Raw genomic sequence first — 26653 nt, forward strand, 5'->3', positions numbered from 1 at the left:
GTGGGAGAGGGCCAGGGTGAGGGCATCAGGCCGCACAGTGTGTAGGCCGGGTAAGGCGAAGCCGCCACCCGGCTTTTTTATTTGCCCACGTAATACCGCTTCACCTCATCAAACTGCATCGCAAAGTCGATATAGCTCATCAGCGCAGGCGAATTGAGCTTACGGCTCGGGTAGGCCAGCCAGAGATCGTTTCCCTCAACGCTCCACGCCGGCAGCACCTTCACCAGCGCGCCCTTTTCGATCTTATCTTCCAGCAGGAATGCGGGTAACAGCGTGATCCCCGCCCCGGCAATGGCGCATTCCCGGGCGTACACCAGGTTATCGGTCATATGGGCGTTATCCGGCAGATACCGATAATCCTCACTCTCGCTTCGCAGAAGCCACTCCGACCATGCCCGGTGCGTAATGCAGCGGTGCTCCACCAGCTGTCGGGGATGGATTAACGGCGCCCGACGCGCCAGGTAGTGGGGCGAGGCCAGCATGTAGCGCGGACAGTGCCCAATCATGCGGCCAATCAGGGAAGAATCCTGCGGTTTGCCGGTGCGCAGCGCCACGTCAAAGCCAGACTCGACCAGATCCACCACGTCGTCTGAGATCGACACATCCAGCGACACGTCCGGATAGCGAAGCTGGAACTCGGCATTCATATGCGCCAGCAGCGTCGCGCCAATTCCCGCCGGACAGGTGATCCGCAGCCGCCCGCTGGGGTTTTCGCGCAGCCGCTGAATGGCATACTCCGCGCGCTCGCTGGCCGCCAGCATCTCGCGACAGTGCACCAGATAGTGCTCGCCTGCAAACGTCAGGCTGATCCTGCGCGTGGTGCGATTCAACAGACGGATCCCCACCTGCTGCTCCAGCTGGCTAATCCGCTGGCTGACGCTGGATTTCGGCAGTTCCGCCTTCTGCGCCGCCGCGGTAAAGCTGCCCATCTCGGCCACCAGCGCAAACAGCGCCATATCCTGAAGCTGTTTAAACATGATTGTTCACCTGTACGAACGCTGAGTTCTGGATTGTCCATCTTATCATGCAGCTGACCACTTAATAGACTAGCCTCAACAAAACGCATGCCATTGAGGAGCACACCATGTCAGTGAAAGCCATTGCCGTTAACCCGGAAAATCCGTCCACCTTCGTTGAAATCACTCCGCCGATGCCGCAGCCCGGTGAACACGATCTGCTGGTGGAGGTAAAAGCCGTCTCCGTAAACCCGGTGGACACCAAGGTACATGCAGGCATTGCCAAAAGCGGACTGAAGGAGCCGCGCATTCTCGGGTGGGATGCCAGCGGTATCGTACAAGCCGTTGGGGCTGGCGTCACCGGATTCAAACCGGGTGACGAAGTGTGGTACGCGGGGGATATCACCCGTCCGGGCAGTAATACCACGCACCAGCTGATCGATGCGCGCATTGTCGGGCACAAGCCTGCAAGCCTTGACTGGGCCGCCGCGGCTGCATTGCCGCTGACGGCGCTCACCGCGTGGGAAGGACTGTTTGAACGGCTGAAGATTCAGGATGCCGACGCAGATAAAACGCTGCTGATAATTGGCGGCGCGGGTGGAGTCGGATCGCTGGCGATCCCGTTTGCGAAGCACAACAGCAAGGTGAAGATCGTCGCAACCGCTTCACGAGAAGATTCCGCCCGGTGGTGTCGCGATCGCGGGGCTGACATTGTTGTAAATTACCGCGACCTGAAGGGAGAACTGGCGAAACAGGGGCTCACCTTTGTGGATTACATTTTTATCCTCAACGATACCGACGGGCACTGGGATGCGGTCAGCGATCTGATTGCCCCTCAGGGAGACATTTGTTCCATCGTTGAAAACGCGCATCCGCTGAACCAGGACAAGCTGAAGTCCAAATCTGCCGCCCTGCACTGGGAGTTTATGTACACCCGCAGCATGTACCAGACTGCGGATATGGCGCGTCAGGGTGAGATTTTAGATGAGGTGGCGAAGCTGGTGGATAACGGCGTGGTGGAAAGCTCGCTCAGCGAAACGCTGCACGGGCTAAGCGTGGAAAGCATTACCGAAGCGCACCGCAGGGTACTGGAGGGGCATATGCGTGGGAAGGTGGTGGTTGAGTATTGAGTGGACTGATTCCCTCACCCCGGCCCTCTCCCTTTGGGAGAGGGAGATTAAAGTCCCCTCTCCTGGTGGGAGAGGGGAAGTTATTAACCCTGCTCCCCCATCATCTCCTTCACCAGCTCGACGCAGCGCAGGAAGCGGGAATCGTAGTCCGACTCTTCCACATGCACAAACTCAACGTTGTTCTCGTTAAGCATCTCTACCAGCATGGTCTGGAACTCCCGCCTGTCCACCGAGCTGCCCAGGCTGCGCATGCCGTCGGCAACCCATGGGGTGTTGTTTTCCAGCAGGATCACCAGATCAAAGCGGTATTCGTCAATCAGCGCCTGCACAAACGGGTGCTCGCGCCCTTCGTACTTTTTGCAGAACGCCTGCGTGGTGACGAAATCGGTATCAATAAAGGCGACTTTATTGGCGTATTTCACCGCAAAATCAATGTACTGGGCATGACCGAGCGCGATTTTATCGTAGTCGGAATACTGCAACGCCATCTCGTCGCCGCCAAGGTGTGAGAAGACGTAATCGCGGCCATACTCCCACGCACTGGTGGTATTGAAGATGTTAGCCAGCTTATTTACCAGCGTCGATTTCCCGCTCGACTCGCCGCCGAGGATCGCCACCGTACGCACGAAGAACGGCTTCACCTCGGTCGGGATGTAGTCCCAGTAACGGAACGGGTTCTCGCGGATCTGCGCCCCGCTGATGTTCATGAAGGTGCGTTTAGGATCGATCAGCACCGTCTCAATGCCCAGATGCTCACGGAACTGCGGCGCGTCGGACTCTTCAGAGGTGTAGATCCAGTTAGGCGCAATGCCCTTCTCTTCCATAAACGCTTTGATGCCGTTGCTCCACACGTCCCAGCCGTGCGGGTACGGTTCCATGCCCTCTTCGTTAAAAGCATGAATGCGTATATTTTTCTGGTACTTAAAGGTCTGAAGCAGCCAGCGCAGGCGGTCCGGCACGGTGGGCTGCTGCGACATGGCGCTGTCTTCAAACAGCTGGCGATCGCGGGTTTCATCATAACCCATGATGATATGCAGTTCGTCGACCTGGCTACAGGCGCGCTGGATCAGATAGATATGCCCGGTATGCAGCGGGTAGAACTTACCGAACACCACGCCAATGTTCTTTTGCATCCGCGGAAATTCAAGCCCCAGAAAACGGTGCAGCGCTTCCAGCTTCTGCGCGCTGGGGCTTTTGATTTTGGCGTTCAGCAGTTGGCTCAGATAGCCCTTGGTCATGCCGCTGGCGTCCGCCACCTGCTGCAACGTGCAGCCCTTCTGGCGGATAGCGGTCTTGATGTAGTCAAATGATGACATAAATTACGGTGCCTCCTGCAAAATCGAATACGTAATTATAAGTCGTCAAAGACATTTAACGCATCTGCGAGTTTTTTAACGCCAAAAACCTGCATCCCTTCCGGGATTTTTTTCGGCACGTTGGCGGCCGGAACAATCGCGCGGCGGAAGCCATGTTTTGCCGCTTCGGAGATACGCTCCTGACCGCTCGGCACCGGGCGGATCTCGCCGGCCAGCCCCACCTCGCCAAACACCACCAGATCCTGCGGCAACGGCCTGTCGCGCAGGCTGGAGACCATCGCCAGCAGCAGCGCCAGGTCCGCGCTGGTTTCCGTAACCTTCACCCCACCAACCACGTTGACGAACACATCCTGATCCGCCATTTGCAGACCGCCGTGACGGTGCAGCACCGCCAGCAGGATCGCCAGGCGGTTCTGTTCCAGACCGACCGCCACGCGCCGCGGGTTGCCCATCATCGATTGATCCACCAGCGCCTGAATTTCAACCAGCAGCGGACGCGTCCCCTCCCACAGCACCATCACCGAACTACCGGACGTGATCTCGTCGCCACGGCTCAGGAAGATGGCCGACGGGTTGCTGACTTCGCGAAGCCCCTGCTCGGTCATGGCAAACACGCCCAGCTCATTCACCGCGCCAAAGCGGTTTTTATGGCTGCGCAGGGTACGAAAACGGGAATCCGCATCGCCATCGAGCATCACCGAGCAGTCGATACAGTGTTCAAGCACTTTCGGTCCCGCCAGCGAGCCGTCTTTGGTCACATGACCAACCATCACAATCGCCACGCCGCGCGTTTTGGCAAAGCGCGTCAGGTAGGCCGCGGTTTCACGCACCTGCGCCACGCTTCCCGGTGACGACTGAATGTCAGCCATATGCATCACCTGAATGGAGTCAATCACCATCAGCTTCGGCTGCTCTGCTTCGGCGATCATGCAGATCTGCTCGATGCTGGTTTCCGAAAGCATATTCAGATTGCCGGTCGGCAGGCCGAGGCGGTGCGCGCGCATCGCCACCTGCTGAAGTGATTCTTCCCCCGTGACGTACAGGGTTTTCATCTGTTCGGCTAGCTTGCAGAGCGTTTGCAGCAGCAGGGTCGATTTACCCGCGCCCGGGTTACCGCCGATCAGAATGGCGCTGCCCGGCACTACGCCACCGCCGAGCACGCGGTCAAATTCTTTGAATCCGGTGGAAAAGCGCGGCAGCGCTTCCAGGCTGATATCCGAAAGTTTTTGTACCTTCGACACGCCTGCATTGCCCGCATAGCCGCTCAGCCGTTCATTGCGGGCCACGCTCGGCGAAGCCGCCACACCACGCACTTCGGTGATGGTGTTCCAGGCATGGCAGGCGCTGCATTGCCCCTGCCAGCGCGGATAATCCGCACCACATTCATTACAGACAAATGCGCGTTTTGGAGCTTTCGCCACGGTTTACCTCGTTATTTCTGTGCGGTCTGCGCGCCGGGTGGCGCTGACGCTTACCCGGCCTACAAAAGCAGGCCGCTATTTTTGATTAATGCTGCCGGAGAGAATGCAGAACACCCCCATCAGATCAGCATGACGGATAGTGACTTCCGTCTTTTCATTCACTTTCGGCTTGGCATGGTAGGCAATACCCAGCCCGGCAACTTTGATCATCGGCAGATCGTTCGCGCCATCGCCGATGGCGACGGTCTGCTCGACCGGAATGGCATATTTCTCCGCCAGACGCGTCAGCGTATTGGCTTTGTACTGCGCATCCACGATGTCGCCGATGACCTGTCCGGTGAGTTTGCCGTCCATGATCTCCAGCTCGTTTGCCACCACGGTGGTCAGACGCAGCTTGTCACGCAGGTAGTCGGCAAAGAAGGTGAACCCGCCGGAGGCAATCGCCACTTTCCAGCCGAGCGTCTCCAGCTTGAGCACCAGCTGCGTCAGCCCAGGCATCAGGGGCAGTTCATCGCGCACCTGACGCAAAATGTTAGCATCGGCCCCCTTCAGGGTCGCCACGCGCTGTCTCAGGCTGGCGGTGAAATCCAGCTCGCCGCGCATCGCGCGCTCGGTGACTTCCGCCACCAGCTCGCCGCTGCCCGCCAGTTTAGCAATCTCGTCAATACATTCGATCTGAATGGCGGTGGAGTCCATGTCCATTACCAGCAGGCCGGGCGTTTTCAGGTGCGGAATTTTGCCGAGGGGGGCAACGTCCAGCCCGGCGTCGTGCGCCAGACGCGTGGCGCGCTGCGTCAGGGAACCCGCCAGGCGAATAACCTGATAATCTTCCACGCACCAGGCCGCAACGATGACCATCGCTGCGCCCAGTTTGGTTTGATACTGGGTGAGGCGTTGCTTATCCAGGCCGCGTCCGTACAGCAGCCAGCCGCTACGGCCAGCGTGGTAATCGAGAGGCATCACCTCATCGCCACTTAAAGAGAGCGGCAATCCTGGCCATAAAGAGACATCCGTTGGCAGGTCGCACCAGGTAATGTTCGGCATTGAAGCTCCTGTAATTTCGTTCGCGCCGGAAGGTTCCAGAGGGAAAATAACGCATGAGGCTACCCTGTAACCATCACTTCTGGCAACATTAAGCCGTAAATTTTAAGCAGGTGGAATATGGCTCGCGCAAAACTGAAATTCCGGCTTCATCGCGCCGTGATTGTCCTGATCTGTCTCGCACTATTAGTGGCGCTGATGCAGGGGGCATCCTGGTTTAGCCAGAATCACCAACGACAGCGTAACCCGCAGTTTGAGGAACTGGCCCGGACGCTGGCGCGCCAGGTGACGCTCAACGTTGCGCCGTCTATGCGCACCGAAACGCCGGATGATAAGCGAATAGCCCAGGTATTGCGCCAGCTTACGGAAAACAGCCGCATTCTGGATGCGGGCGTGTACGATGAACAGGGCGACCTGATTGCCCGCGCGGGTGAGCATGTCGACGTGCGCGACAGGCTGGCGCTGGATGGCAAAAAAGCCGGGGGTTATTTCAACCAACAAATCGTCGAACCCATTCAGGGCAAGAATGGTCCGCTCGGCTATTTACGTCTGACACTCGACACCCACACCCTGCCAACCGAAGCCAAACAGGTGGATAACACCACCAATATTTTGCGCCTGATGCTGCTGCTCTCGCTGGCGATTGGCGTGGTACTGGCGCGCACGCTGCTCCAGGGCAAACGCACCCGCTGGCAGCAGTCGCCGTTCCTGTTAACCGCCAGCAAGTCGGTTCCCGAAGAGGAAGAGAGCGAGAAGAAAGAATAATGATAAAGTAGGCGGATGATTCGGAAAAGGAAATCTGCCATGTCGACGTTACGCCTGCTAATCTCTGACTCTTACGATCCCTGGTTTAACCTGGCGGTGGAAGAGTGCATCTTCCGCCAGATGCCTGCCACCCAGCGCGTCCTGTTTCTCTGGCGCAACGCCGATACGGTCGTTATTGGTCGCGCGCAAAATCCGTGGAAAGAGTGTAACACCCGCCGTATGGAAGAGGACAACGTCCGCCTGGCGCGCCGCAGCAGCGGCGGCGGTGCGGTGTTTCACGATCTGGGCAACACCTGCTTTACCTTTATGGCGGGCAAGCCGGAATACGACAAAACCATCTCGACCTCCATTGTGCTTAACGCGCTCAATTCACTCGGCGTGACGGCTGAAGCCTCGGGACGTAACGATCTGGTCGTGAAAACGCCTGAAGGCGACCGGAAAGTGTCAGGCTCAGCCTACCGCGAAACGATGGATCGCGGATTCCACCACGGCACATTATTGCTGAATGCCGATCTGAGCCGTCTGGCAAACTATCTGAATCCGGACAAGAAAAAGCTCCAGGCTAAGGGAATTACCTCCGTGCGCGGTCGCGTGGCGAATCTGGTGGAGCTCCTGCCGGGGATTACCCATGAACGCATTTGCGATGCGATCCGCGAGGCCTTTTTCAGGCATTACGGTGAACGCGTAGAAGCCGAGGTGATTTCTCCGGATAAAACCCCGGATCTGCCAAACTTCGCGGAAACCTTCGCCCGCCAGAGCAGCTGGGAGTGGAATTTCGGTCAGGCACCGGCGTTTTCACACCTGCTGGATGAGCGATTTACCTGGGGCGGCGTTGAGCTGCACTTTGACGTCGAGAAAGGCCATATCTCTCGTACTCAGGTATTTACGGATAGTCTTAATCCGGCACCGTTAGAAGCGCTGGCTGCACGTTTGCAGGGCTGTCTCTATCGGGCAGATATGCTGCAACAGGAGTGTGACGCGTTACGTGTTGATTTTCCGGAACAGGAACAAGAGTTGCGGGAGTTATCGGCGTGGATTGCGCAGGCAGTACGCTAATAAAAAAGCCCGCTGGCGCTCTGCTTAGCGGGCCTGGAAAACCGCTGGCCGGGTCAGGCGAAGCCGCCACCCGGCACAACAGGTATTACTCTTTATCGCCGAGCAGAACGGATTCCAGCGCGATTTTGATCATGTCGTTGAAGGTGGTCTGACGCTCGGCAGCGGTAGTCTGCTCGTGGGTACGGATGTGGTCAGACACGGTGCAGATGGTCAGCGCTTTCGCACCGAATTCAGCCGCCACGCCGTAGATACCGGCCGCTTCCATTTCCACGCCCAGAATGCCGTATTTTTCCATCACGTCGAACATGTCGCCTTCTGGCGAGTAGAACAGATCGGCAGAGAACAGGTTGCCCACGCGCGCGTCAACGCCCAGCGCTTTTGCCGCGTCAACCGCGTTACGCACCATGTCAAAGTCAGCGATGGCTGCAAAATCATGATCTTTAAAGCGAATGCGGTTGACTTTAGAGTCGGTGCACGCGCCCATGCCGATCACCACGTCACGCAGCTTAACGTCCATGCGCACTGCGCCGCAGGAGCCGACACGGATGATTTTCTTCACGCCGAAATCGGTGATCAGCTCTTTGGTGTAGATGGAGCAGGATGGGATACCCATGCCGTGACCCATCACGGAGATTTTGCGGCCTTTATAGGTGCCGGTGAAGCCCAGCATGCCGCGCACGTTGTTCACTTCACGCACGTCTTCGAGGAAGGTTTCTGCAATGTGCTTCGCGCGCAGCGGGTCGCCCGGCATCAATACGACGTCAGCGAAATCACCCATTTCTGCATTAATGTGAGGAGTTGCCATCTTCAGTTCCTTTTACATTGTTGTTTTTGCCGGGTGGCGGCTACGCCTTACCCGGCCTACATTCTGTTTCTCCCTCTCCCGGTGGGAGAGGGCCGGGGTGAGGGCATCAGGCCGCACCCAATCCGTTTAGAACATAGCCTTGCCATATTCCATGTCAGACGTACCAAAGTATTTCGCAATCGTCTGGCCGATGTCCGCGAAGGTCTCACGGTGACCCAGCGAGCCCGGTTTGACTTTCGGGCCGTACACCAGCACCGGAATGTGCTCACGGGTGTGGTCGGTACCGGTCCAGGTCGGGTCACAGCCATGGTCAGCGGTCAGGATCAGAATGTCATCTTCCCCCACCAGCTCCATCAGCTCTGGCAGACGGCGGTCAAACAGCTCCAGACCCGCAGCATACCCGGCGACGTCGCGACGGTGGCCCCAGGAGGAGTCGAAGTCCACGAAGTTGGTGAAGACAATGGTCTTATCGCCCGCTTCTTTCATCTCTTTGATGGTGGCGTCGAACAGCGCATCCAGACCGGTCGCTTTGACCTTTTTGGTAATGCCGCAGTTGGCGTAAATGTCCGCGATTTTACCCACGGAAACCACGTGGCCGTCTTTCTCGTCGACGAGTTTTTGCAGCACGGTCGGCGCCGGTGGCTCCACGGCCAGATCGTGACGGTTGCCGGTACGCTGGAAGTTACCCGCTTTGTCGCCGATAAACGGACGCGCGATAACGCGGCCAATGTTGTAGCCGCCTTCGGTCAGCTCTTCACGGGCGATCTCGCACAGCTCGTACAGTTTATCCAGGCCAAACGTCTCTTCATGGCAGGCGATCTGGAACACGGAGTCAGCAGAGGTATAGAAAATCGGCTTGCCGGTTTTCATATGCTCTTCGCCGAGCTGATCCAGAATCACGGTACCGGAAGAGTGGCAGTTGCCGAGGTAGCCCGGCAGGTTGGCGCGCTTCACCAGCTTATCGAGCAGCTCCTGCGGGAAGCTGTTCTCGTGATCGGAAAAGTAACCCCAGTCAAACAGCACCGGCACGCCGGCAATTTCCCAGTGACCGGACGGAGTATCTTTCCCGGAAGAGAGCTCGTGCGCCCACGCGTAGGCGCCCACCACTTCCGCGTTACCGTCCATACCGGCTGCGATCTTACCGGTAGAGCCTTCATGCGCTTTTACCAGCCCCAGACGGGTCAGGTTTGGCAGGTTCAGAGGGCCTTTACGACCGTTGTCCGCTTCGCCTTTTGCACAGGCTTCCGCGATGTGACCCAGGGTATCGGAACCCACGTCACCAAATCGTTCTGCATCTTCGGTTGCGCCGATGCCGAATGAGTCCAGCACCATAATAAATGCACGTTTCATAATTGTTCTCCGTACTTAGTGCTTCATAAAAATGCGATCAGATCAGTATACCGCTATTCAGTGATACGACGATAGACCGTCGGTGTGGTTTCCGGTGCTTTATCGTCAAGAGATATTGCCGCCTTCACCGCTTTCGCCGCGTCCTGCCAGCTGGCTTCATCTTTAGCGTGGATCACCGCCAGCGGACGTTGGCCGTCAACGCTGTCGCCCAGACGGGCCATATCGGTAAAGCCGACGCTGTAATCAATGGTGTCCGATGCCTGACGACGACCGCCGCCCATAGACACAACAGCCATGCCGAGCGCGCGGGTATCCATAGCCGAGACAAAGCCTTCGCTGTCCGCATAGACCGCTTTGCTGAGCATCGCGGTGGGCAGGTATTTCGCGTAGTTTTCCACGAAGTCGGTCGGGCCTTTCTGCGCCGCCACCATCCGACCAAAGATCTCCGCCGCTTTGCCGTTGTCCAGCACCGCCTGAAGCTTCGCGCGGGCTTCCGCGTCGTCTTTGGCCAGCTTGCCGGAGATTAACATCTCAACGCACAGCGCCATGGTGACATCGAACAGGCGCGGGTTACGGTATTCGCCTGTGAGGAACTGCACGGCCTCACGGACTTCAACCGCGTTACCGGCGCTGGAGGCCAGCACCTGGTTCATGTCCGTCAGCAGTGCAGTGGTGCGCACGCCCGCGCCGTTGGAGACGCCAACGATCGCTTCGGCCAGCGCCTCAGAGAGTTCATAGGTTGGCATAAACGCGCCGCTGCCCACTTTCACATCCATCACCAGCGCATCCAGACCTTCCGCCAGTTTTTTGGCAAGGATAGAGGCGGTGATCAGCGGGATGGAGTCTACGGTCGCGGTAATGTCACGCGTCGCGTAGAAACGCTTGTCAGCCGGAGCAAGAGAGCTGGTCTGGCCGATAATCGCCACGCCAACGTCTTTAATAATGTCGCGGAAGCGGTTGTCATCCGGGAAGATATCGAAGCCCGGAATGGCTTCCAGTTTGTCGAGCGTACCGCCGGTATGACCCAGGCCGCGCCCGGAAATCATCGGGATGTAACCGCCACAGGCCGCCACCATTGGGCCGAGCATCAGAGACGTCACGTCGCCCACGCCGCCGGTGGAGTGTTTGTCCACAATTGGGCCGTTAAGGTTGAGGCTTTTCCAGTCCAGAACGGTTCCTGAATCTCGCATCGCCATGGTCAGCGACACGCGCTCAGGCATCGACATATCGTGGAAGAAAATGGTCATCGCCAGAGCCGCAATCTGCCCTTCAGAGATGGTGTTATCACGAATGCCATTGATAAAAAAGCGGATTTCTTCGTCGCTTAATGCATGACCATCACGTTTTTTACGAATAATTTCTTGTGCGAGAAACACGGTAACCTCCATGCGGAATCGGGTGAATGGCGGCGGATATGTTGACCCGCCCTACGATCCTGTAGGCCGGGTTAGCGTAGCGCCACCCGGCAATTCAACTTAGTAGCTGCTTGCGCTCTTACCGTCACCGTGACCCAGCGCTTTCAGCAGGCTGGCCAGCAGGCTGGACGCGCCGAAGCGGTAGTGGCGGGAATCAGCCCAGTCGGCGCCGAACAGCTCGTCGGCAATCGCCAGGAACTGCTGCGCGTCTTCCGCGGTACGCACGCCGCCCGCCGGTTTGAAGCCAACGGTTTTGGACACGCCCATATCACGGATGACTTCCATCATGATGCGTGCGCTTTCCGGAGTAGCGTTGACCGGCACTTTACCGGTAGAGGTTTTAATGAAATCCGCGCCCGCTTTGATGGAGATTTCAGACGCCTTACGAATCAGCGCCTCTTCTTTCAGCTCGCCGGTTTCGATGATCACTTTAAGCAGCACGTTTGCCGCCGCGCACGCGTCTTTACAGGCTTTCACCAGGTCAAAACCGACCTGCTCGTTGCCAGCGATCAGCGCGCGGTACGGGAATACCACGTCAACTTCGTCTGCGCCGTACGCAATCGCCGCGCGGGTTTCTGCCAGCGCGATCTCGATATCGTCATTGCCGTGCGGGAAGTTAGTTACGGTGGCAATGCGCACGTCCGGCGTGCCCTGCTCTTTCAGCGTTTTGCGGGCAATCGGGATGAAGCGCGGGTAGATACAGACGGCGGCGGTGTTACCCACTGGCGTTTTCGCCTGATGGCACAGGGCGATGACTTTTTCATTGGTGTCGTCATCGTTCAGGGTGGTCAGGTCCATCAGTTTCAACGCGCGCAGGCTGCTTGCAGTTAAATCGGTCATAACATTCTCCAACGGCAGTGCCGTATAAATTTTACCTTGCGGGTCTGTGAGTATTCTAACATTCACCCGCATCCACACTTCGACATTCATCACAGTTAATGAAAACTGTGTGCAAATTTGCATTACTGTAATGAGATCTTCTTCAAATTTTAGTGCGTTAATTGCTGACTAAATCGGCGATATCCCCGTTCTGATCAAAAGCGCCACCAGGCTGGCTTCCTACAATTCTTCACCATCCGCAGAACAACCAAGGAAGTGAACATGCCCGACGCCCTGCAACAACGTTGCCAGCACATTGTGACCAGCCCGGTGTTAACCCCGGAACAAAAACGTCATTTACTGGCGCTGGAAGCGGAGAACAATCAGCCCTATCCCGCTCTGCCAGAGGCGGCCCGCGCCGCGCTGGACGAGGGATTCATCTGCGACATGTTCGAAGGCCATGCGCCTTACAAACCGCGCTACGTGCTGCCGGACTACGCTAAATTTCTGGCTAACGGCTCAGAATGGCTGGAGCTGGAAGGGGCGAAAGATCTGGATGATGCCCTCTCGCTGCTCACTATCCTTTATCACCATGTTCCGTCCGTCACATCGATGCCGGTCTATCTGGGCCAGCTCGATGAGATACTCAGCCCCTATGTTAAAATTCTAACACAGGATGAAATCGATAGCCGAATAAAACGTTTCTGGCGTTACCTGGACAGAACCCTGCCCGATGCGTTTATGCATGCCAATATCGGCCCGGCGGATACGCCTGTCACCCGAGCCATCCTTCGCGCGGATGCCGAACTGAAGCAGGTTGCGCCGAACCTGACCTTTATCTACGACCCGGATGTAACCCCCGGCGATCTGCTGCTGAGCGTGGCGAAAAACATTTGTGAATGTAGTAAGCCGCATATTTCTAATGGCCCGGTGAATGATAAAATTTTCACAAAAGGTCGCTATGGCGTGGTGAGCTGTTACAACTCCCTGCCGCTGGCGGGCGGCGGCAGCACGCTGGTGCGCCTTAACCTGAAGGCGATTGCGGAACACAGCCGCTCACCGGAAGACTTTTTCACCCGTACTCTTCCCCACTACTGCCAGCAACAAATCGCGATCATCAATGCGCGCTGCGATTTTTTATATGAACAATCCGGCTTCTTTGAGAATAGCTTCCTGGTGAAAGAGGGGCTGATTGATGCCGATCGCTTTGTGCCGATGTTTGGCATGTACGGTCTGGCCGAAGCGGTGAATGTGCTGTGCGAGAAAGCAGGCATTACGGGACGTTACGGTAAGAACGAACAGGCCAATGCGCTGGGCTACCGCATCAGTGAACAGCTTGCGGCGTTTGTTGAAAACACGCCGGTGAAACACGGCTGGCAGCACCGCGCGATGCTGCATGCCCAGTCTGGGATCAGTTCCGATTCTGGCACCACGCCGGGCGCGCGTCTGCCGTACGGCGACGAACCGGACCCAGTCAGCCACCTGCTGGCCGTGGCGCCGCACCATAAACACTATCATTCGGGGATCAGCGATATTCTCACCCTGGAGGAAACGGTTAAACGCAATCCTCAGGCTGTGGTGCAGCTGTGCCTGGGGGCGTTCAACGCCGGTATGCGTGAGTTCACCGCGAATGTAGCCGGAAACGACCTGGTGCGCGTCACCGGGTATATGGTGCGGCTCTCCGATCTGGAGAAATACCGGGAGGCCGGCTCGCGCACCAACACCACCTGGCTCGGCGAGGAGGCCGCGCGCAATACCCGTATTCTGGAACGTCAGCCGCGCGTGATAAGCCATGAACAGCAGATGCGCTTTAGTTAGTCAGGTCATACCCTTCTCCTGCGTGGACGGGCCGGGCAGCCGCCTGGCGTTGTTCCTCCAGGGCTGTAACCTGCGCTGCAAAACCTGCCACAACCCGTGGACGATAGGGCGCTGCAACGACTGCGGCGACTGTGTTCCCCACTGTCCTCATGATGCGCTGGCAATTCAGGCCGGGCGCGTCTGGTGGCAGGAGAGTCACTGTCAGCAGTGCGACACCTGTCTGCACCTGTGTCAGCAGCAGGCGACGCCGATGGCGCAGCGCTATAGCGTTGAGGAGATCCTCTCCCGGGTTCGCACGTCCGCGCCGTTTATTGAGGGCGTGACCGTCAGCGGGGGTGAGGCCACCACGCAGCTGCCGTTTTTGGTTGCGCTGTTCACCGCGATCAAAGCCGATCCGTCCCTGCGCCATCTGACGTGCCTGGTGGACAGCAACGGCCTGTTAAGCGAAACCGGCTGGCAAAAGCTGTTACCGGTGTTTGACGGCGCGATGGTGGATCTGAAAGCCTGGGGCAATGAACATCACCGTTTTCTGACCGGGCGCGAAAACACGCAGATCAAGCAGAGCATCCGCTGGCTGGCCGATCGTCATCGCCTGACGGAGCTGCGCCTGCTGGTGATCCCCGCTCGGTGTGATTATCTGCACCATCTGCCATCGCTGACCGCTTTTATCCACGCGTTGGGGAACGTTCCTGTGCGGATCAACGCGTTTCATGCTCATGGGGTTTACGGGGAGGCGGCGCGATGGCGGAGCGCCACGCCGGAGGACATCGAGCCGCTGGCGCAGGCCCTGGAACGGCAGCAGATCACGGTGATCCGCCCGGCCCTTTATTTATAGCGTGATGCCGAAGACCGCGCGGGTGTTTTCCAGCAGCGCGCTGGCAATCACATCTTCAGGCTCCTGACGCAGCTCACACAGCACATCAAAAACGCGCGCCGCCTGCTCCGGGCGGTTGGGCTGGCCCTGAAAACCATTCAGCGGCATGTCAGGCGCATCCGTTTCCAGCAGGAGCGAGGTCAGCGGGAGCTGCGCCATCACATCACGGGTTTTGCTGGCACGCGGATAGGTAATGGTGCCACCGACGCCAATCTTATAGCCCAGCTCAATAAAACGCTGCGCCTGCTGAAGGCTTCCAGCGAAACCATGGACCACGCCCCTGCGCGGCACGTCGATACGCTTCAGGTGCATCGCCAGTTTGTCATGGGTACGTCTGGAGTGGAGGATCACCGGCAGATCGTGGCGCTTTGCCAGCCGGAGCTGCGCATCCAGGATCGTCTGCTGGCGCTCAAACTGCGGATCTTCACGATAGAGATCGAGGCCGATCTCACCGATGGCAACCAGCTTTGTATCCGCATTTTGCAGCGTGGCATCCAGCCTGTCGAGATGGTCATCAAGATGGTGCTCAATAACGATCGGATGCAGACCCAGCGCGGCATACAGCGCATCGTGCTCCCGGGCAAGCGCCAGAACTTTGTCGAATCTCGCCGCTTCAATAGCGGGCACAATAATGGCTCTCACACCGGCCTCAGCCGCGCGCGCAATACTTGATGTTTCCTCCCCGCTAAACGGCGGGAAATCAAAGTGGCAATGGGTATCGATAAAGCAGTGCGTCACGCCAGATCCTCGTTATCGAGTAAGCCATCGTTGGCCTGCGGCGCGTCCACCAGCGGCATCGCCACCGCGTCATTGGCCACAACGGCAGGCGGCAAAATGATGCTTTTATGCCGATGAAGAGGCGGTTGCTCCGCCAGCATTTTCCCGACGGTCGCCAGGAAGTAACGCCCGCACAGCCGCCCCGTTTTGTAATCCATACGCAACGCAGGCAGCCGACTGCCCAGCGCCATGCTCAACAGCGGCTTAGGCGGATAAATTTCAAAGATGCGCAGCTTGCCCGGTGGTTTTTCAATAAAACGCTGCATCGCGCCGTAGGTGGTTTCATGCTGCTTCGCGATATTCACCAGCGGTTGCAGGCTGCTGTCGCCCAGCCAGCGTTCCATCCGCTTAAACCACTGTGGGGTGTAATACATCTGCGAAGGCACCGTGCGGATCACCACAATGGTTTTTGCCCCGCGCCGCGCCGCCTCCTGTACCGGCACCGCGTCGCTGATACCGCCGTCAAGATAGCTTATCCCCTCCAGCAGGGCGCCGGTGCGGTAGAATCCCGGGATCGCGCTGGACGCGCGGATGATATCCAGCCAGTTCTCTTTCTGCGGCGAAAAGTAACCCGGCGAATAGTCATCGCCACGGCTGGCGCACATCCAGAACTCTTTGCCGGTATCGAACAGACGTGACGCGGTATCCATGGCCAGCGGCATCTGGCTGGAGGTAGCATCCAGTAACCAGTCGAGATCGATCAGGTTCCCGCCGCGTACGAAGCGTACCGGATTGAAGAATTCTTTGGAGGTGGTGTAGCGCATAATCACTTTGCGCGCATAGCCGGGCTGGTTGCAGACATAGGCGGAGAGGTTCTGCGCCCCGGCAGAGGTGCCGAAATAGAGATCGAACGGGTTGAATTGCGCGCGCATAAATTCGTCGAGCACGCCAGCAGTGAAAATACCGCGCTGCCCTCCCCCTTCACAGACCAGCGCAAGCTGGCCTGCATGAAACGGTTTTAACGTCAGCGGCGCAATATTGCCGAGCGTAACGGGAATTCGTTGCCCCACCTCTGCCTTCCTGTTTTCATTATTTTGATAAGACACAGTAACGCACTTCCCCGGTGGTTCTCAAACGAGAAAAAGCCAGTCACGAGGACTGGCTTGAGTTTGTTTAGTAAATATTGCGTTTGCTACGGGCGACGTCGACCCGTAAACAGGCTGACCAGGAACAGAATAATACCGACGACGAAGACAATTTTCGCTGCCCATGCCGCGGTACCCGCCAGTCCACCAAAGCCCAATGCGGCGGCAATTAACGCGATAACCAGAAATATAATGCCCCAACGAAACATAAGCCTCTCCTTTACCATAGTTAATGTCGGCCGCTAAACGTGAGCGCTCAGGTCACTCACCGGCTTTTCCAGAATCGTTTTTATTTCGCCCGCGGTTTTCAGCCTGACGGGCGAATGGTACTGCTTTACTTCGTTTTCAGATCGTTTTTGACGCTTTTCACACCATCAATAGCTTTCGCAATTGACTCGGCACGATCGCTTTGTGCCTGATTCTCAACCGTACCGGACAGCTGGACCACACCATCGGTGGTTTCAACTTTCACCATACGGGATGGCACGATGTCGTCAGCTAACAGTTTAGCTTTGATTTCGCTGGTAGTTGCTGCATCTCCGGCATAGCCCTTCACCGACGATTCTTTGCTGTCACGTACGTGCAGTTTGTCGCTGACGGAGCTTACGCCCTCAACGCCTTTTGCCACTTTAACGGCTTCTTCAGCCTGGGTCTGGCTTTCAACGAAACCGCTCAGGGTGACAACCTTGTTGTCGGTTTTAACAGAAATATCGGTGCTCTTGATGGATTCGTGATCCACCAGTGCGGCTTTCACTTTTGCTGTGATTGAGCTGTCATCCATGAAATTACCGACTTTATTCATAGAGCTATCGATTTTTTCCCCTGCGGTATTGGCGGAATTTTGCGCTTTATCCATGGTGCTGGTATCCGCCAGAGCAGAACCGCTTACCAGGACACTACCCAATGTTACAGCCAGCAGAGTTTTAGAAATCTTCAGTCTTGTCATATTCATCGATTTATTCCTGTGTTTTTCCCATTATTTGGGCGACATACTTCCCTAATCTTGGTTTTATATATTGCGAATTAACACCGGGGCAAAATGGAGAACCAATGGACATGCATTGAACAGTTAATTCATCCACGCCCGGTGCTAAACACTGAGTTAAATATAGATCACAATCAGAGGGGTGCATTCAGAATTGGGGAAAAAACGAACGAATAGCGAAAAATTGCGGTGAATTAAGAACATTCCGCAAGGGTTTAATAACACAGGAATTAAAGAAGAGCACGGCGGCTGCCGTGCTCTGAGAGGGAATTAATGCTCGCGCGTTTTGCGGAACTGAACATCAGGATAACGTTCCTGCGTCAGGTTCAGGTTTACCATGGTTGGGGCGATATAGGTCAGGTTATCGCCACCGTCCAGCGCCAGCTGAACTTCGTTCTTACGTTTAAATTCTTCGAATTTCTTCACGTCTGAACATTCAACCCAGCGGGCGGTCGCCACGTTCACCGATTCGTAAATCGCTTCCACGTTGTACTCGCTCTTAAGACGGGCAACCACCACGTCGAACTGGAGCACACCCACCGCGCCCACGATCAGATCGTTGTTGGCGATTGGGCGGAACACCTGTACCGCGCCCTCTTCGGAAAGCTGGACCAGGCCTTTCAGCAGCTGCTTCTGCTTCAGCGGATCGCGCAGGCGAATGCGGCGGAACAGTTCTGGCGCGAAGTTCGGGATACCGGTGAACTTCATCATCTCGCCCTGCGTGAAGGTATCGCCAATCTGAATGGTACCGTGGTTGTGTAAACCAATGATGTCACCCGGATAGGCTTCTTCTACATGCGAACGGTCGCCCGCCATGAAGGTCAGCGCGTCGGAGATCACTACGTCTTTACCGATACGGACCTGACGCAGCTTCATGCCCTTTTCGTACTTACCGGAAACCACGCGCATAAAGGCGACGCGGTCACGGTGTTTCGGGTCCATGTTGGCCTGAATTTTAAAGACGAAGCCGGAGAACTTCTCTTCCTTCGCTTCTACTTCGCGGGTGTCGGTTTTACGCGGCATCGGCTGCGGGGCCCACTCAACCAGACCGTCGAGCATATGGTCAACGCCGAAGTTGCCGAGTGCGGTACCGAAGAAGACCGGGGTAATTTCACCGCTCAGGAACAGCTCTCTGTCGAACTCATGCGACGCGCCTTTAACCAGCTCCAGCTCATCGCGCAGCTGGGCGGCCAGCTCTTCACCGACAGCGGCGTCCAGCTCCGGGTTGTCCAGACCTTTCACAATGCGGACTTCCTGAATGGTGTGGCCCTTACCGGTCTGGTACAGGTAGGTTTCGTCTTTATAGAGGTGGTAAACCCCTTTGAACAGCTTGCCGCAGCCAATCGGCCAGGTGATTGGCGCGCAGGCAATCTTCAGCTCGTTTTCCACTTCATCCATCAGCTCCATCGGATCACGGATGTCACGGTCGAGTTTGTTCATAAAGGTGAGGATCGGCGTATCGCGCAGACGGGTGACTTCCATCAGCTTGCGGGTACGATCTTCAACACCTTTCGCAGCGTCGATCACCATCAGGCAGCAGTCCACCGCCGTCAGCGTACGGTAGGTATCTTCGGAGAAGTCTTCGTGCCCCGGGGTGTCCAGCAGGTTCACCAGGCAGTCGTGATACGGGAACTGCATCACGGAGGTGGTAATCGAAATACCACGCTGCTTTTCCATCTCCATCCAGTCGGATTTAGCATGCTGGCTGGAGCCACGGCCTTTAACGGTACCCGCGGTCTGGATCGCCTGTCCGAACAGCAACACCTTCTCGGTGATGGTCGTTTTACCGGCATCCGGGTGCGAGATAATGGCAAAAGTGCGGCGTTTGGCCACCTCTTGCAGATAAGGAGACAACGTCATAATCAATTCTTCTTAGGTAAGCGCGGCAGCAGGCCGCGCATCATGGAATACGAAAAATGCGGCTATTTTACCCATCAACAGGGGGCAGGCAATCATTGTTTACACAGGAGCTGCTCCAGTTCGTTCAATGATGTAACGGTCCAGGTCGGTTCGATGCCTTCCGGCAGCGTGCGGCCATGCGCATTCAGCCAGACGGTCGACAGGCCCGATCTCATACCTCCCAGAATATCAGATTCTGCCGTATCCCCCACCATCAGCACGCGATCGCGGTCAGGATTGCCCGCTTGCGCCAGCGCATAATCGAAAATACGCGGATCCGGCTTCGGTACGCCCACCTCTTCGGAGATCACCAGCGCGTCGAAATGATCGCGCAGGCCGGTGCGTTCAAGGCGGATCTGCTGAAGCGCGGTAAAGCCGTTGGTAATGATCCCAAGCTTCACCTTCCCTTTCAGCGAATCCAGCAGAGAAACGGCGCCGGGCAGCGGCGCGCAGATATCCGCCATCGCATTCAGGAAGGCCTCGTTCAGCGCCCCAGGACTGACGTTTAACCGTTCAGCCCACACGTCAAAACGCTGATGCTGAAGCTGTAACGCGGTGATGGCTCCGTTCTGGTAATCCACCCACAGCGGTTTGTTCACCGCCTGATAGTCCTGAAAATCTTCCGCGGTGAACGTCACGCTATAGTCGAGAAACATCCGCTGTAGGCCGCCGAACGAGTCAAACGTAAACAGCGTTTCGTCGGCATCAAAGAAAATCCAGTCCCATTTCATCGTTACAACCTTATTTTCGTTATCCAATCGGCAGAGCCATGATAATGGCGTCTTCACGTCCCTCTGCGGTGGGGTAGTAGTTACGGCGGATAGTCGCCTCGTTGAAGCCTAAGCTTTCATAGAGCGCGATGGCGGCGACATTGGACGCGCGCACCTCCAGCCACAGGGTGAAAACGTCACGGGTTTCCAGCTCACGAATGAGGTGCTCAAGCAGTTCCCTGCCCAGCCCGCGGCGCTGGTAAGCGGGATCGACCGCAATATTAAACAGCGTCGCCTCGTCCAGAACGACCTGCGTGATGGCGAACGCAGCCATCGCACCGTCAACGTCCAGGCGGAGATTTAAATAGCGTTCGCCCTGATTGCTGGCAAACGTCTTTTCGCTCCACGGAAAGGCATGGGCGCGGGTTTCAATCGCGAACGCGGTGGTCAGGTCAACCGTCGTGAGGGAAGAAATCGTGTTCATATTCGCAAATTTGTTGCCATAGCGCGCTACGCGCTTTTGGGTTGGCTTTCAGTTCGTCCAGCGCTGGCGAACTGATCTGGCTTCCTTCAAGAGGTAGCTCGTCCACCGCCCCGATTCGCCAGCTGTTACAGCGGCTGTCAGGGGGAAGCATCGCGACGCTTTCAGGCGCCAGCTGTAATACCTGATCGCGGGTCACCTTCAGGGTGCGAAGGACATCCTCAATCAGGGGCTCGTTCAGGGCAGGCGGCGCTTCTGCCACCATCACCAGGCGGACATGCGCAGGGATGGAGATGGCTATTTCGCCCCGCAACGCCGTCGGGCGACGCAAAGCCCACTGGGTAATGCCCAGCTGCTGCAACTGCCAGTCTCGTCGGGATGTCATAGCGAAAACTCCTGTCTCTCAGGCGCGCAAATATAGCAAATGTGTCGAAACTGCGCCATCTACCTACTATAATCCCCACCTGAGTTTATTGAGGAACAATTCATGTCTGCATTTACCCCGGCAAGTGAAGTCTTGCTGCGTCACAGTGATGATTTCGAAGAAAGCCGTATTCTGTTTGCCGGAGATATGCAGGATGACCTGCCCGCGCGTTTCGACTGTGCTGAAAGCCGTGCCCACACCCAGTACTATCACCACTGGCAGGTGCTGAGCCGCCAGATGGGCGAGCGCGCGCGCTTTAGCCTGGCGGCGGAGCAGAGAGATATTGCTGACTGCGATACGCTCATTTACTACTGGCCGAAAAACAAGCCGGAAGCCCAGTTCCAGCTGATGAACCTGCTTTCTCTGCTGCCGGTCGGCTGCGATATTTTTGTTGTCGGTGAGAACCGCAGCGGGGTGCGTAGCGCAGAGCAGATGCTCGAAGCCTGGGCGCCGCTGACGAAAATCGACAGCGCCCGTCGCTGCGGACTGTACCATGGTCGTCTGGAAAAACAGACCACCTTCGATGCCGACGCCTTCTGGGACGAGTACCAGCTTGACGGCCTGACCATTAAAACCCTGCCGGGCGTGTTCAGCCGTGATGCGCTCGATACGGGCAGCAAGCTGCTGCTGTCCACCCTGACGCCTCATACCAAGGGCAAGGTGCTGGACGTCGGCTGTGGTGCGGGCGTGCTGTCAACGGTTCTCGCCAGCCACTCACCAAAAGTGCGTTTAACCCTGTGTGACGTGAGCGCCCCGGCAGTAGAAGCCAGCCGCGCCACGCTTGCTGCGAATGGCATTGAAGGTGACGTGTTTGCCAGCAACGTTTTCTCCGACGTGTCCGGTCGCTTTGACATGATCATCTCTAACCCGCCGTTCCACGACGGAATGGAGACCAGCCTTGAAGCGGCGCAAACGCTGATCCGTGGCGCAACCCGTCACCTCAACAGCGGCGGTGAGCTGCGTATCGTAGCGAACGCCTTCCTCGCGTACCCGAAAGTGCTGGATGAAACCTTTGGCTTCCACGAAGTGATCGCCCAGACGGGCCGCTTTAAGGTCTATCGCACCGTGATGACGCGCCAGGCGAAAAAGTAAACCCCCGGTCCGGCGATGGCTGACGCTGCCATCGCCCATTTTTGCAGCAATCAAAACAACGTGCGCAATTTTCTGTTGACGTAAAGCTGAAAACATCTAGAATGCGCCTCCGTGGTTACGATACTTTTACAGTGTCGATGGTATGCGAAGGTGGCGGAATTGGTAGACGCGCTAGCTTCAGGTGTTAGTGTCCTTACGGACGTGGGGGTTCAAGTCCCCCCCCTCGCACCAATTATCTTACATCCCCTCAGCAGTGCCTCCTGTTTTTCCCTTTTATTTCAAACTCATCAGAATCACCAGCAGTCCACTGATTAGCGCAACGCATGATGGCAGCAGCACGTAATGCCGTAACTGTTTGTGCCAGATCATTGCGGATGTCACCAGCAAGCCTGAAACAATCATTGCTTTCCAGACATCAATGGGGAGATCGGCAAACACTAGCCCACCGATAATGGAACCAGGCAGTAATATTCCCCACCCACTTCCCAGCGCTTTGCTCAACATGGTTTCACCTCTCGCACTGATAATGATAACCAGTATCATATGATAGTAATTATCACTTGTCAGCATGCGACGTAAGAAATTGCGTCAGCAATTGCTTTCCCATAATGACAGAGAATGTGTAAGGTGATAAATTGCCCACCTGTTAACTTCCGATAAAGTTTTTCTGATAATAAAAATTCAATTTTGTAGCGCCCAATATTACACAACAACACCTTGCTCATTGTTTTAATTGAGTTTTAATAAAAACGCACGCATATGACATCACAATCCTGGCTGTCTTTAGTCAACAAGAAATATCAGCTATCTTTACGTTTGTTTTTATTTCTGAACGCCGCGTCAGCATTGTTCTCGGTAACAAACCCTCTCTATTCCGTGCGTGTGTTATCAGTCCCGCTCTTTGCCGTACTGACTATCAGCACAGGCTTACTTATCTGGCACTGGAAAAACAGCACGCGAAAAATAAATATCCCTGTTGTTTCAGCTATTTTTGGTCTTTTATGGGCCTGGCAGATCGTCTCTAAATTTCTGTTAATCACGCACGATCACGCGACCTATTTAATGATGGCGCTATTAACAGTGCTTTTTATAGGGTCTCTGGCGTTCGCAAGTAATATTAAAGCCTTTACGTTACATTCATTTCCCGCTTTTATATCCTGCCTGTGGCTTAGTCCGTCCGAAAACTGGCTGAGAATGGCCTATTTTTTCGCGCTGCCGGTGGTCGCCATTGGTATCCATCATGTTCTTCAGCGGCGCAATGACCGTTTCGCCCAGGAGCTGCTTTCCGAACTGCTGGAGGAGCGCGAAACCCTGACCGATCTCAGCATGATGGACCCGCTCACCGGCCTATATAACCGTCGCGGGCTGCAAAGCCGGCTGGAGAATCTTCCCAGGCCTGACGCTGGCGAGCACTTCGTGCTGCTGATGGATATCGACCACTTCAAAGCCTACAACGACCATTATGGCCACATGATGGGCGATCAGGCCTTGATCAGGGTCTCGGCTGCGATACGCGACGCCGTGCGCTCACGCGATGTTGTCGCCCGGTTTGGCGGGGAAGAATTTATGGTGCTGTTGAGTAACATCCCGCTGGAGCAAGCGCGACAGACGGCTGAACGCATACGTCAGAAGGTTTACGATCTTAAAATCCCCCATATGTTTAACGAAAGCGTCGCCACTAACGTGACCATCAGCATCGGCATCGCCATGTTCGAAGGTGACGACGTTGAGGGCGCGCTGGCGAAAGCCGATAAAGCCCTCTATGAAGCCAAGCATATGGGACGTAACAGCATTCTGCTGAGCGAAGAGCTTCATACCGCCTGAAACCGCCTTCACAGCGCCAGGATAAAACGCTTGCGCTCGGTTTTATCTATAGTTAGGATTGGCAATCATTATCATTTAGATTTGTAATCCACACTATGGCGACTCGTACCGCACACATCGTTGAGCCCCTGCTCTGGCGAGCTCCACTCTCCGCCGGGGAAACGACGCTTGCGGATGCCATTCGGGAAAAAATTGCCGTAACGCGCGCCCATCTGCTGGATTTCATCAAACTGGATGAAGCACCGCCGCATCATGCTCTGACGCTGACTGAGTGGCAACGCCCTGCGGAGCTGCGGTCACTGCTGGCAACCTATTCCGACCATATTTATCGTAACCAACCTACCCTGACGCGGGAAAACAAACCGCTGTTATCCCTCTGGGCACAGTGGTATATCGGGCTGATGGTGCCGCCTGTCATGCTGGCCCTGTTGACCCAGGAAACGATGCTCGATCTCTCGTCGGAACATTTCCATGTTGAGTTTCATGAAACCGGGCGCGCTGCCTGTTTCTGGATTGATGTACACGAAGATCCGAGCGCGAGACACCTGTCAGCGCAGGCGCGTATGGAACGGCTGATTACAAGAGCGCTGGTTCCGGTCATTGATGCGCTGGAAGCGACGGGAGAGATTAACGGCAAACTGATCTGGAGTAATACCGGGTATCTTATCCACTGGTATTTAACGGAGATGAAGCCGCTGCTCGGCGACGAGAAAGTGGATGCACTGCGTCAGAGCTGTTTCTTTGCCAGACAGCTGTCGGATGGACGGGACAACCCTCTTTACCGCACCGTGGTTCCGCGTGAGGGACTTCTGGTACGTCGTACCTGCTGTCAGCGCTACCGTCTGCCGGACGTGCAGCAGTGTGGCGATTGCACGCTTAAGTAGTCTGGCCCGGCCTGAAACCCGAAGAGAGAGGGAACAAACATTAAAAACGGCAACCTACGTTGCCGTTTTGCTTTTACCTAAGCGACCTGCTGATTTTCCTCTTCTCCATTACGCTGTGCTTCTTCCGCTTCCTGCTGAAGCAACTGTTTCTCGTACACCTTGAAGAACGGGAAATAGATAATGGCGGAAACGCAGGCCAAAACCAGCACCAGAATGGCTGCACGGAAATCCCAGCCCAGCGCCCAGGCGGCACCAACCGGAGCCGGTGCCGTCCACGGCACAACGGAAATCACGCGGCCAATCAGATCAAACTTCATCGCTGCCCATGCCAGCACGGCATTAACCATCGGCGCCAGCAGGAAAGGAATAAAGAACACCGGGTTCATCACAATCGGCGTACCGAAAATCACCGGTTCATTGATATTGAAAATGCTTGGTACCACGCTCAGACGTCCAATGGAGCGCAGGTGCGCGGAGCGGCTACGCAGATAGCAGAACACCAGCCCCATCGTCGCCCCCGATCCGCCGATAACGATAAAGAACGTCCAGAAGGCTTCCATAAAGATGTGTGGCAAAGGCTGGCTCGCCGCCAGCGCGGTCTGGTTCGCCCCCAGGTTTGTCAGCCAGAACATTTGCAGCATCCCGGAGACAATCGCCGCGCCGTGGATCCCGGCAAACCACAGCAGGTGGCCAATCAGCACCGCCAGCAGGATCGCAGGCAGCGAGTCAGCCGCAGAGACCAGCGGTTTGAATATCGACATGATGGCCTGTGGGATCAGCATACCGAACTGCGACTGGATCAGCAGGCTCAGCGGGTAGAGCGTGAGCACCACCACCAGCACCGGGATCAGCAGGTCAAACGAGTTTTTGATCATCGGTGGAACCTGGTCTGGAAGGCGGATCCCGATATTGTGTGCTTTCAGGAAACGCATCATCTCAACGCAATAGATCGCCACCAGAATCGCGGTGAAAATACCGGTCCCTCCCAGGCTATCCACCGGTAAAGCGCCTTTGGTTTTAGGGGCGGCGACCAGCAGGAACGCCATCAGCGACAGCATCGCGCACATGAACGGATCCAGCTGATGCGTTTTAACGTAATGTTTGCCCAGGTTGTAGGCAATAGCCGCACAGATATAAAGGGACATCACCCCCATTGTCATATCAAACGGCGTCAGAATTTGACCTTCAAACTGCTTCGCCATATCCAGCCAGGCGCGAGCAAAACCCCAGGTGGTATCAGGCGAAAAAGGCGGGTAAGCGAACACTAATAAAAACGAGCCTACAATCATAAACGGCATCGCTGAGATAAACCCGTCACGAATAGCCATAACGTGACGCTGGGAAGAAATGCGCCCGGCAATAGGGCTGACATAATTTTCAACGAAGCGGAAAATCAGATTAAATGCAGCGTGGTTGGCAGACATAGCAGATCTCCTGTCAGACGTTCGTTTTGGACGCTCTCACGTCACACGTTGTTCCATACATCAGCGTCACAACCTTGCCGGATCGTGTACCTGCGGTACTGCTCAAACGGAATGGTTTCATAATTAGCTCTTATTATTAGATACAGGGGAAGTTACACACTTAGTATTAATCTCTGCATCACGCTCTGCAACCGGTTACTGTAACCGGTTTCTGTGAATGTGAAGGCGATCCAGAAATCGCCCCTGACGGATATTTGTTACTTAAGGGATATTTACAGCGACTAAATTCTTATGACAGATTA

26 protein-coding genes and 1 tRNA gene are annotated in these 26653 nt (G+C 56.1%); 9 read left to right on the plus strand and 18 right to left on the minus strand.

The window, feature by feature from the left end:
- Positions 1–77: 77 nt before the first annotated feature.
- Positions 78–977 (minus strand): LysR family transcriptional regulator, encoded by a 900-nt coding sequence (locus SK58_RS20670; protein ID WP_015572618.1) that lies wholly within the window; start codon positions 975–977, stop codon positions 78–80.
- A gap of 107 nt (positions 978–1084) precedes the next feature.
- Between SK58_RS20670 and SK58_RS20675 the strand changes: the two genes are divergently transcribed.
- Complete coding sequence (locus SK58_RS20675) at positions 1085–2086, plus strand: zinc-binding alcohol dehydrogenase family protein (RefSeq protein WP_017383828.1); 1002 nt, start codon at positions 1085–1087, stop codon at positions 2084–2086.
- 83 nt (positions 2087–2169) lie between these two features.
- On the opposite strand, the gene nadR is transcribed toward SK58_RS20675, so the two are convergent.
- The 3 genes from nadR to serB all read right to left on the minus strand — a co-directional run bounded on the left by nadR (position 2170) and on the right by serB (position 5867).
- On the minus strand, positions 2170–3402 hold the full coding sequence (gene nadR / locus SK58_RS20680; RefSeq protein WP_015572616.1) for a multifunctional transcriptional regulator/nicotinamide-nucleotide adenylyltransferase/ribosylnicotinamide kinase NadR: 1233 nt from the start codon (positions 3400–3402) through the stop codon (positions 2170–2172).
- A 35-nt stretch (positions 3403–3437) separates the two neighbouring features.
- On the minus strand, positions 3438–4823 hold the full coding sequence (radA, locus tag SK58_RS20685; protein ID WP_045338416.1) for a DNA repair protein RadA: 1386 nt from the start codon (positions 4821–4823) through the stop codon (positions 3438–3440).
- 75 nt (positions 4824–4898) lie between these two features.
- On the minus strand, positions 4899–5867 hold the full coding sequence (serB, locus tag SK58_RS20690) for a phosphoserine phosphatase (protein ID WP_003856524.1): 969 nt from the start codon (positions 5865–5867) through the stop codon (positions 4899–4901).
- A 117-nt stretch (positions 5868–5984) separates the two neighbouring features.
- Between serB and SK58_RS20695 the strand changes: the two genes are divergently transcribed.
- Positions 5985–6629, plus strand: coding sequence for a YtjB family periplasmic protein (locus tag SK58_RS20695; protein ID WP_015572615.1), 645 nt, complete (start codon positions 5985–5987; stop codon positions 6627–6629).
- Between the two features lie 39 nt (positions 6630–6668).
- Positions 6669–7685 (plus strand): lipoate--protein ligase LplA, encoded by a 1017-nt coding sequence (lplA, locus tag SK58_RS20700; protein WP_015572614.1) that lies wholly within the window; start codon positions 6669–6671, stop codon positions 7683–7685.
- 85 nt (positions 7686–7770) lie between these two features.
- On the opposite strand, the gene deoD is transcribed toward lplA, so the two are convergent.
- The 4 genes from deoD to deoC all read right to left on the minus strand — a co-directional run bounded on the left by deoD (position 7771) and on the right by deoC (position 12095).
- The gene (gene deoD, locus SK58_RS20705) at positions 7771–8490 is read right to left on the minus strand and encodes a purine-nucleoside phosphorylase (RefSeq protein ID WP_003856538.1); all 720 of its coding nucleotides are present in this window, start codon (positions 8488–8490) and stop codon (positions 7771–7773) included.
- Between the two features lie 126 nt (positions 8491–8616).
- Complete coding sequence (gene deoB / locus SK58_RS20710; protein WP_003856540.1) at positions 8617–9840, minus strand: phosphopentomutase; 1224 nt, start codon at positions 9838–9840, stop codon at positions 8617–8619.
- 53 nt (positions 9841–9893) lie between these two features.
- Entirely contained in the window at positions 9894–11216 is a 1323-nt protein-coding gene (deoA, locus tag SK58_RS20715; protein ID WP_017383831.1) for a thymidine phosphorylase, read from the minus strand.
- Positions 11217–11315: 99 nt separating this feature from the next.
- Complete coding sequence (gene deoC / locus SK58_RS20720; protein ID WP_003856543.1) at positions 11316–12095, minus strand: deoxyribose-phosphate aldolase; 780 nt, start codon at positions 12093–12095, stop codon at positions 11316–11318.
- A gap of 261 nt (positions 12096–12356) precedes the next feature.
- Here deoC and SK58_RS20725 point away from each other — a divergent pair, with 261 nt between their 5' ends.
- Together SK58_RS20725 and SK58_RS20730 are read left to right on the plus strand one after the other, a co-directional pair.
- Complete coding sequence (locus tag SK58_RS20725; RefSeq protein ID WP_048220382.1) at positions 12357–13892, plus strand: YjjI family glycine radical enzyme; 1536 nt, start codon at positions 12357–12359, stop codon at positions 13890–13892.
- The gene (locus SK58_RS20730) at positions 13867–14727 is read left to right on the plus strand and encodes a YjjW family glycine radical enzyme activase (RefSeq protein ID WP_017694551.1); all 861 of its coding nucleotides are present in this window, start codon (positions 13867–13869) and stop codon (positions 14725–14727) included. The genes SK58_RS20725 and SK58_RS20730 overlap by 26 nt, the downstream gene beginning before the upstream one ends.
- Here the strand turns inward: SK58_RS20730 and SK58_RS20735 are convergent.
- The 8 genes from SK58_RS20735 to SK58_RS20770 form a co-directional block, all read right to left on the minus strand.
- Positions 14722–15504, minus strand: a complete 783-nt coding sequence (locus SK58_RS20735) for a TatD family hydrolase (RefSeq protein ID WP_032652508.1) — start codon at positions 15502–15504, stop codon at positions 14722–14724. The genes SK58_RS20730 and SK58_RS20735 overlap by 6 nt on opposite strands.
- Positions 15501–16553, minus strand: coding sequence for a patatin-like phospholipase family protein (locus SK58_RS20740; protein WP_003856550.1), 1053 nt, complete (start codon positions 16551–16553; stop codon positions 15501–15503). Before SK58_RS20740 ends, SK58_RS20735 begins: the two co-directional genes overlap by 4 nt.
- Before the next feature lie 122 nt (positions 16554–16675).
- On the minus strand, positions 16676–16837 hold the full coding sequence (locus tag SK58_RS20745) for a DUF1328 domain-containing protein (RefSeq protein WP_003856556.1): 162 nt from the start codon (positions 16835–16837) through the stop codon (positions 16676–16678).
- A 125-nt stretch (positions 16838–16962) separates the two neighbouring features.
- The gene (gene osmY / locus SK58_RS20750) at positions 16963–17580 is read right to left on the minus strand and encodes a molecular chaperone OsmY (RefSeq protein WP_048220383.1); all 618 of its coding nucleotides are present in this window, start codon (positions 17578–17580) and stop codon (positions 16963–16965) included.
- Positions 17581–17883: 303 nt separating this feature from the next.
- Positions 17884–19473, minus strand: coding sequence for a peptide chain release factor 3 (prfC, locus tag SK58_RS20755; protein ID WP_006810210.1), 1590 nt, complete (start codon positions 19471–19473; stop codon positions 17884–17886).
- 92 nt (positions 19474–19565) lie between these two features.
- Complete coding sequence (yjjG, locus tag SK58_RS20760; RefSeq protein ID WP_017383835.1) at positions 19566–20243, minus strand: pyrimidine 5'-nucleotidase; 678 nt, start codon at positions 20241–20243, stop codon at positions 19566–19568.
- A 19-nt stretch (positions 20244–20262) separates the two neighbouring features.
- Positions 20263–20706 (minus strand): ribosomal protein S18-alanine N-acetyltransferase, encoded by a 444-nt coding sequence (rimI, locus tag SK58_RS20765; RefSeq protein WP_017383836.1) that lies wholly within the window; start codon positions 20704–20706, stop codon positions 20263–20265.
- The gene (locus SK58_RS20770) at positions 20675–21088 is read right to left on the minus strand and encodes a DNA polymerase III subunit psi (protein WP_023295888.1); all 414 of its coding nucleotides are present in this window, start codon (positions 21086–21088) and stop codon (positions 20675–20677) included. The genes rimI and SK58_RS20770 overlap by 32 nt, the downstream gene beginning before the upstream one ends.
- 102 nt (positions 21089–21190) lie before the next feature.
- On the opposite strand from SK58_RS20770, the gene rsmC reads away from it, so the two are divergent.
- Both rsmC and SK58_RS20780 read left to right on the plus strand, forming a co-directional pair.
- Positions 21191–22219, plus strand: a complete 1029-nt coding sequence (gene rsmC, locus SK58_RS20775; RefSeq protein ID WP_048220384.1) for a 16S rRNA (guanine(1207)-N(2))-methyltransferase RsmC — start codon at positions 21191–21193, stop codon at positions 22217–22219.
- Positions 22220–22363: 144 nt separating this feature from the next.
- Positions 22364–22450: transfer RNA gene (locus tag SK58_RS20780), tRNA-Leu, on the plus strand.
- A gap of 42 nt (positions 22451–22492) precedes the next feature.
- On the opposite strand, the gene SK58_RS20785 is transcribed toward SK58_RS20780, so the two are convergent.
- Positions 22493–22762, minus strand: coding sequence for a DUF1435 domain-containing protein (locus SK58_RS20785; RefSeq protein WP_075262174.1), 270 nt, complete (start codon positions 22760–22762; stop codon positions 22493–22495).
- Positions 22763–22978: 216 nt separating this feature from the next.
- Between SK58_RS20785 and SK58_RS20790 the strand changes: the two genes are divergently transcribed.
- Positions 22979–24043, plus strand: a complete 1065-nt coding sequence (locus SK58_RS20790; protein WP_032103055.1) for a GGDEF domain-containing protein — start codon at positions 22979–22981, stop codon at positions 24041–24043.
- Positions 24044–24138: 95 nt separating this feature from the next.
- On the plus strand, positions 24139–24927 hold the full coding sequence (fhuF, locus tag SK58_RS20795) for a siderophore-iron reductase FhuF (protein WP_003856570.1): 789 nt from the start codon (positions 24139–24141) through the stop codon (positions 24925–24927).
- A gap of 77 nt (positions 24928–25004) precedes the next feature.
- Here the strand turns inward: fhuF and SK58_RS20800 are convergent, their stop codons facing one another.
- The gene (locus SK58_RS20800) at positions 25005–26351 is read right to left on the minus strand and encodes a PTS cellobiose transporter subunit IIC (protein WP_003856571.1); all 1347 of its coding nucleotides are present in this window, start codon (positions 26349–26351) and stop codon (positions 25005–25007) included.
- Positions 26352–26653: the final 302 nt, after the last annotated feature.

The organism is Enterobacter sp. BIDMC93 (assembly GCF_001037805.1).
Lineage (GTDB): Bacteria > Pseudomonadota > Gammaproteobacteria > Enterobacterales > Enterobacteriaceae > Enterobacter > Enterobacter hormaechei_C.

Coding starts and splice junctions, on each gene's coding strand:
- rsmC (WP_048220384.1), top strand. CDS start 21,191: ATGTCTGCATTTACCCCGGCAAGTGAAGTCTTGCTGCGTCACAGTGAT.
- prfC (WP_006810210.1), bottom strand. CDS start 19,473: ATGACGTTGTCTCCTTATCTGCAAGAGGTGGCCAAACGCCGCACTTTT.
- deoB (WP_003856540.1), bottom strand. CDS start 9,840: ATGAAACGTGCATTTATTATGGTGCTGGACTCATTCGGCATCGGCGCA.
- yjjG (WP_017383835.1), bottom strand. CDS start 20,243: ATGAAATGGGACTGGATTTTCTTTGATGCCGACGAAACGCTGTTTACG.
- SK58_RS20670 (WP_015572618.1), bottom strand. CDS start 977: ATGTTTAAACAGCTTCAGGATATGGCGCTGTTTGCGCTGGTGGCCGAG.
- rimI (WP_017383836.1), bottom strand. CDS start 20,706: ATGAACACGATTTCTTCCCTCACGACGGTTGACCTGACCACCGCGTTC.
- SK58_RS20730 (WP_017694551.1), top strand. CDS start 13,867: ATGAACAGCAGATGCGCTTTAGTTAGTCAGGTCATACCCTTCTCCTGC.
- SK58_RS20785 (WP_075262174.1), bottom strand. CDS start 22,762: ATGATACTGGTTATCATTATCAGTGCGAGAGGTGAAACCATGTTGAGC.
- SK58_RS20725 (WP_048220382.1), top strand. CDS start 12,357: ATGCCCGACGCCCTGCAACAACGTTGCCAGCACATTGTGACCAGCCCG.
- SK58_RS20695 (WP_015572615.1), top strand. CDS start 5,985: ATGGCTCGCGCAAAACTGAAATTCCGGCTTCATCGCGCCGTGATTGTC.
- deoC (WP_003856543.1), bottom strand. CDS start 12,095: ATGACCGATTTAACTGCAAGCAGCCTGCGCGCGTTGAAACTGATGGAC.
- SK58_RS20790 (WP_032103055.1), top strand. CDS start 22,979: ATGACATCACAATCCTGGCTGTCTTTAGTCAACAAGAAATATCAGCTA.
- lplA (WP_015572614.1), top strand. CDS start 6,669: ATGTCGACGTTACGCCTGCTAATCTCTGACTCTTACGATCCCTGGTTT.
- nadR (WP_015572616.1), bottom strand. CDS start 3,402: ATGTCATCATTTGACTACATCAAGACCGCTATCCGCCAGAAGGGCTGC.
- osmY (WP_048220383.1), bottom strand. CDS start 17,580: ATGAATATGACAAGACTGAAGATTTCTAAAACTCTGCTGGCTGTAACA.
- fhuF (WP_003856570.1), top strand. CDS start 24,139: ATGGCGACTCGTACCGCACACATCGTTGAGCCCCTGCTCTGGCGAGCT.
- deoD (WP_003856538.1), bottom strand. CDS start 8,490: ATGGCAACTCCTCACATTAATGCAGAAATGGGTGATTTCGCTGACGTC.
- SK58_RS20770 (WP_023295888.1), bottom strand. CDS start 21,088: ATGACATCCCGACGAGACTGGCAGTTGCAGCAGCTGGGCATTACCCAG.
- SK58_RS20800 (WP_003856571.1), bottom strand. CDS start 26,351: ATGTCTGCCAACCACGCTGCATTTAATCTGATTTTCCGCTTCGTTGAA.
- serB (WP_003856524.1), bottom strand. CDS start 5,867: ATGCCGAACATTACCTGGTGCGACCTGCCAACGGATGTCTCTTTATGG.
- SK58_RS20745 (WP_003856556.1), bottom strand. CDS start 16,837: ATGTTTCGTTGGGGCATTATATTTCTGGTTATCGCGTTAATTGCCGCC.
- SK58_RS20675 (WP_017383828.1), top strand. CDS start 1,085: ATGTCAGTGAAAGCCATTGCCGTTAACCCGGAAAATCCGTCCACCTTC.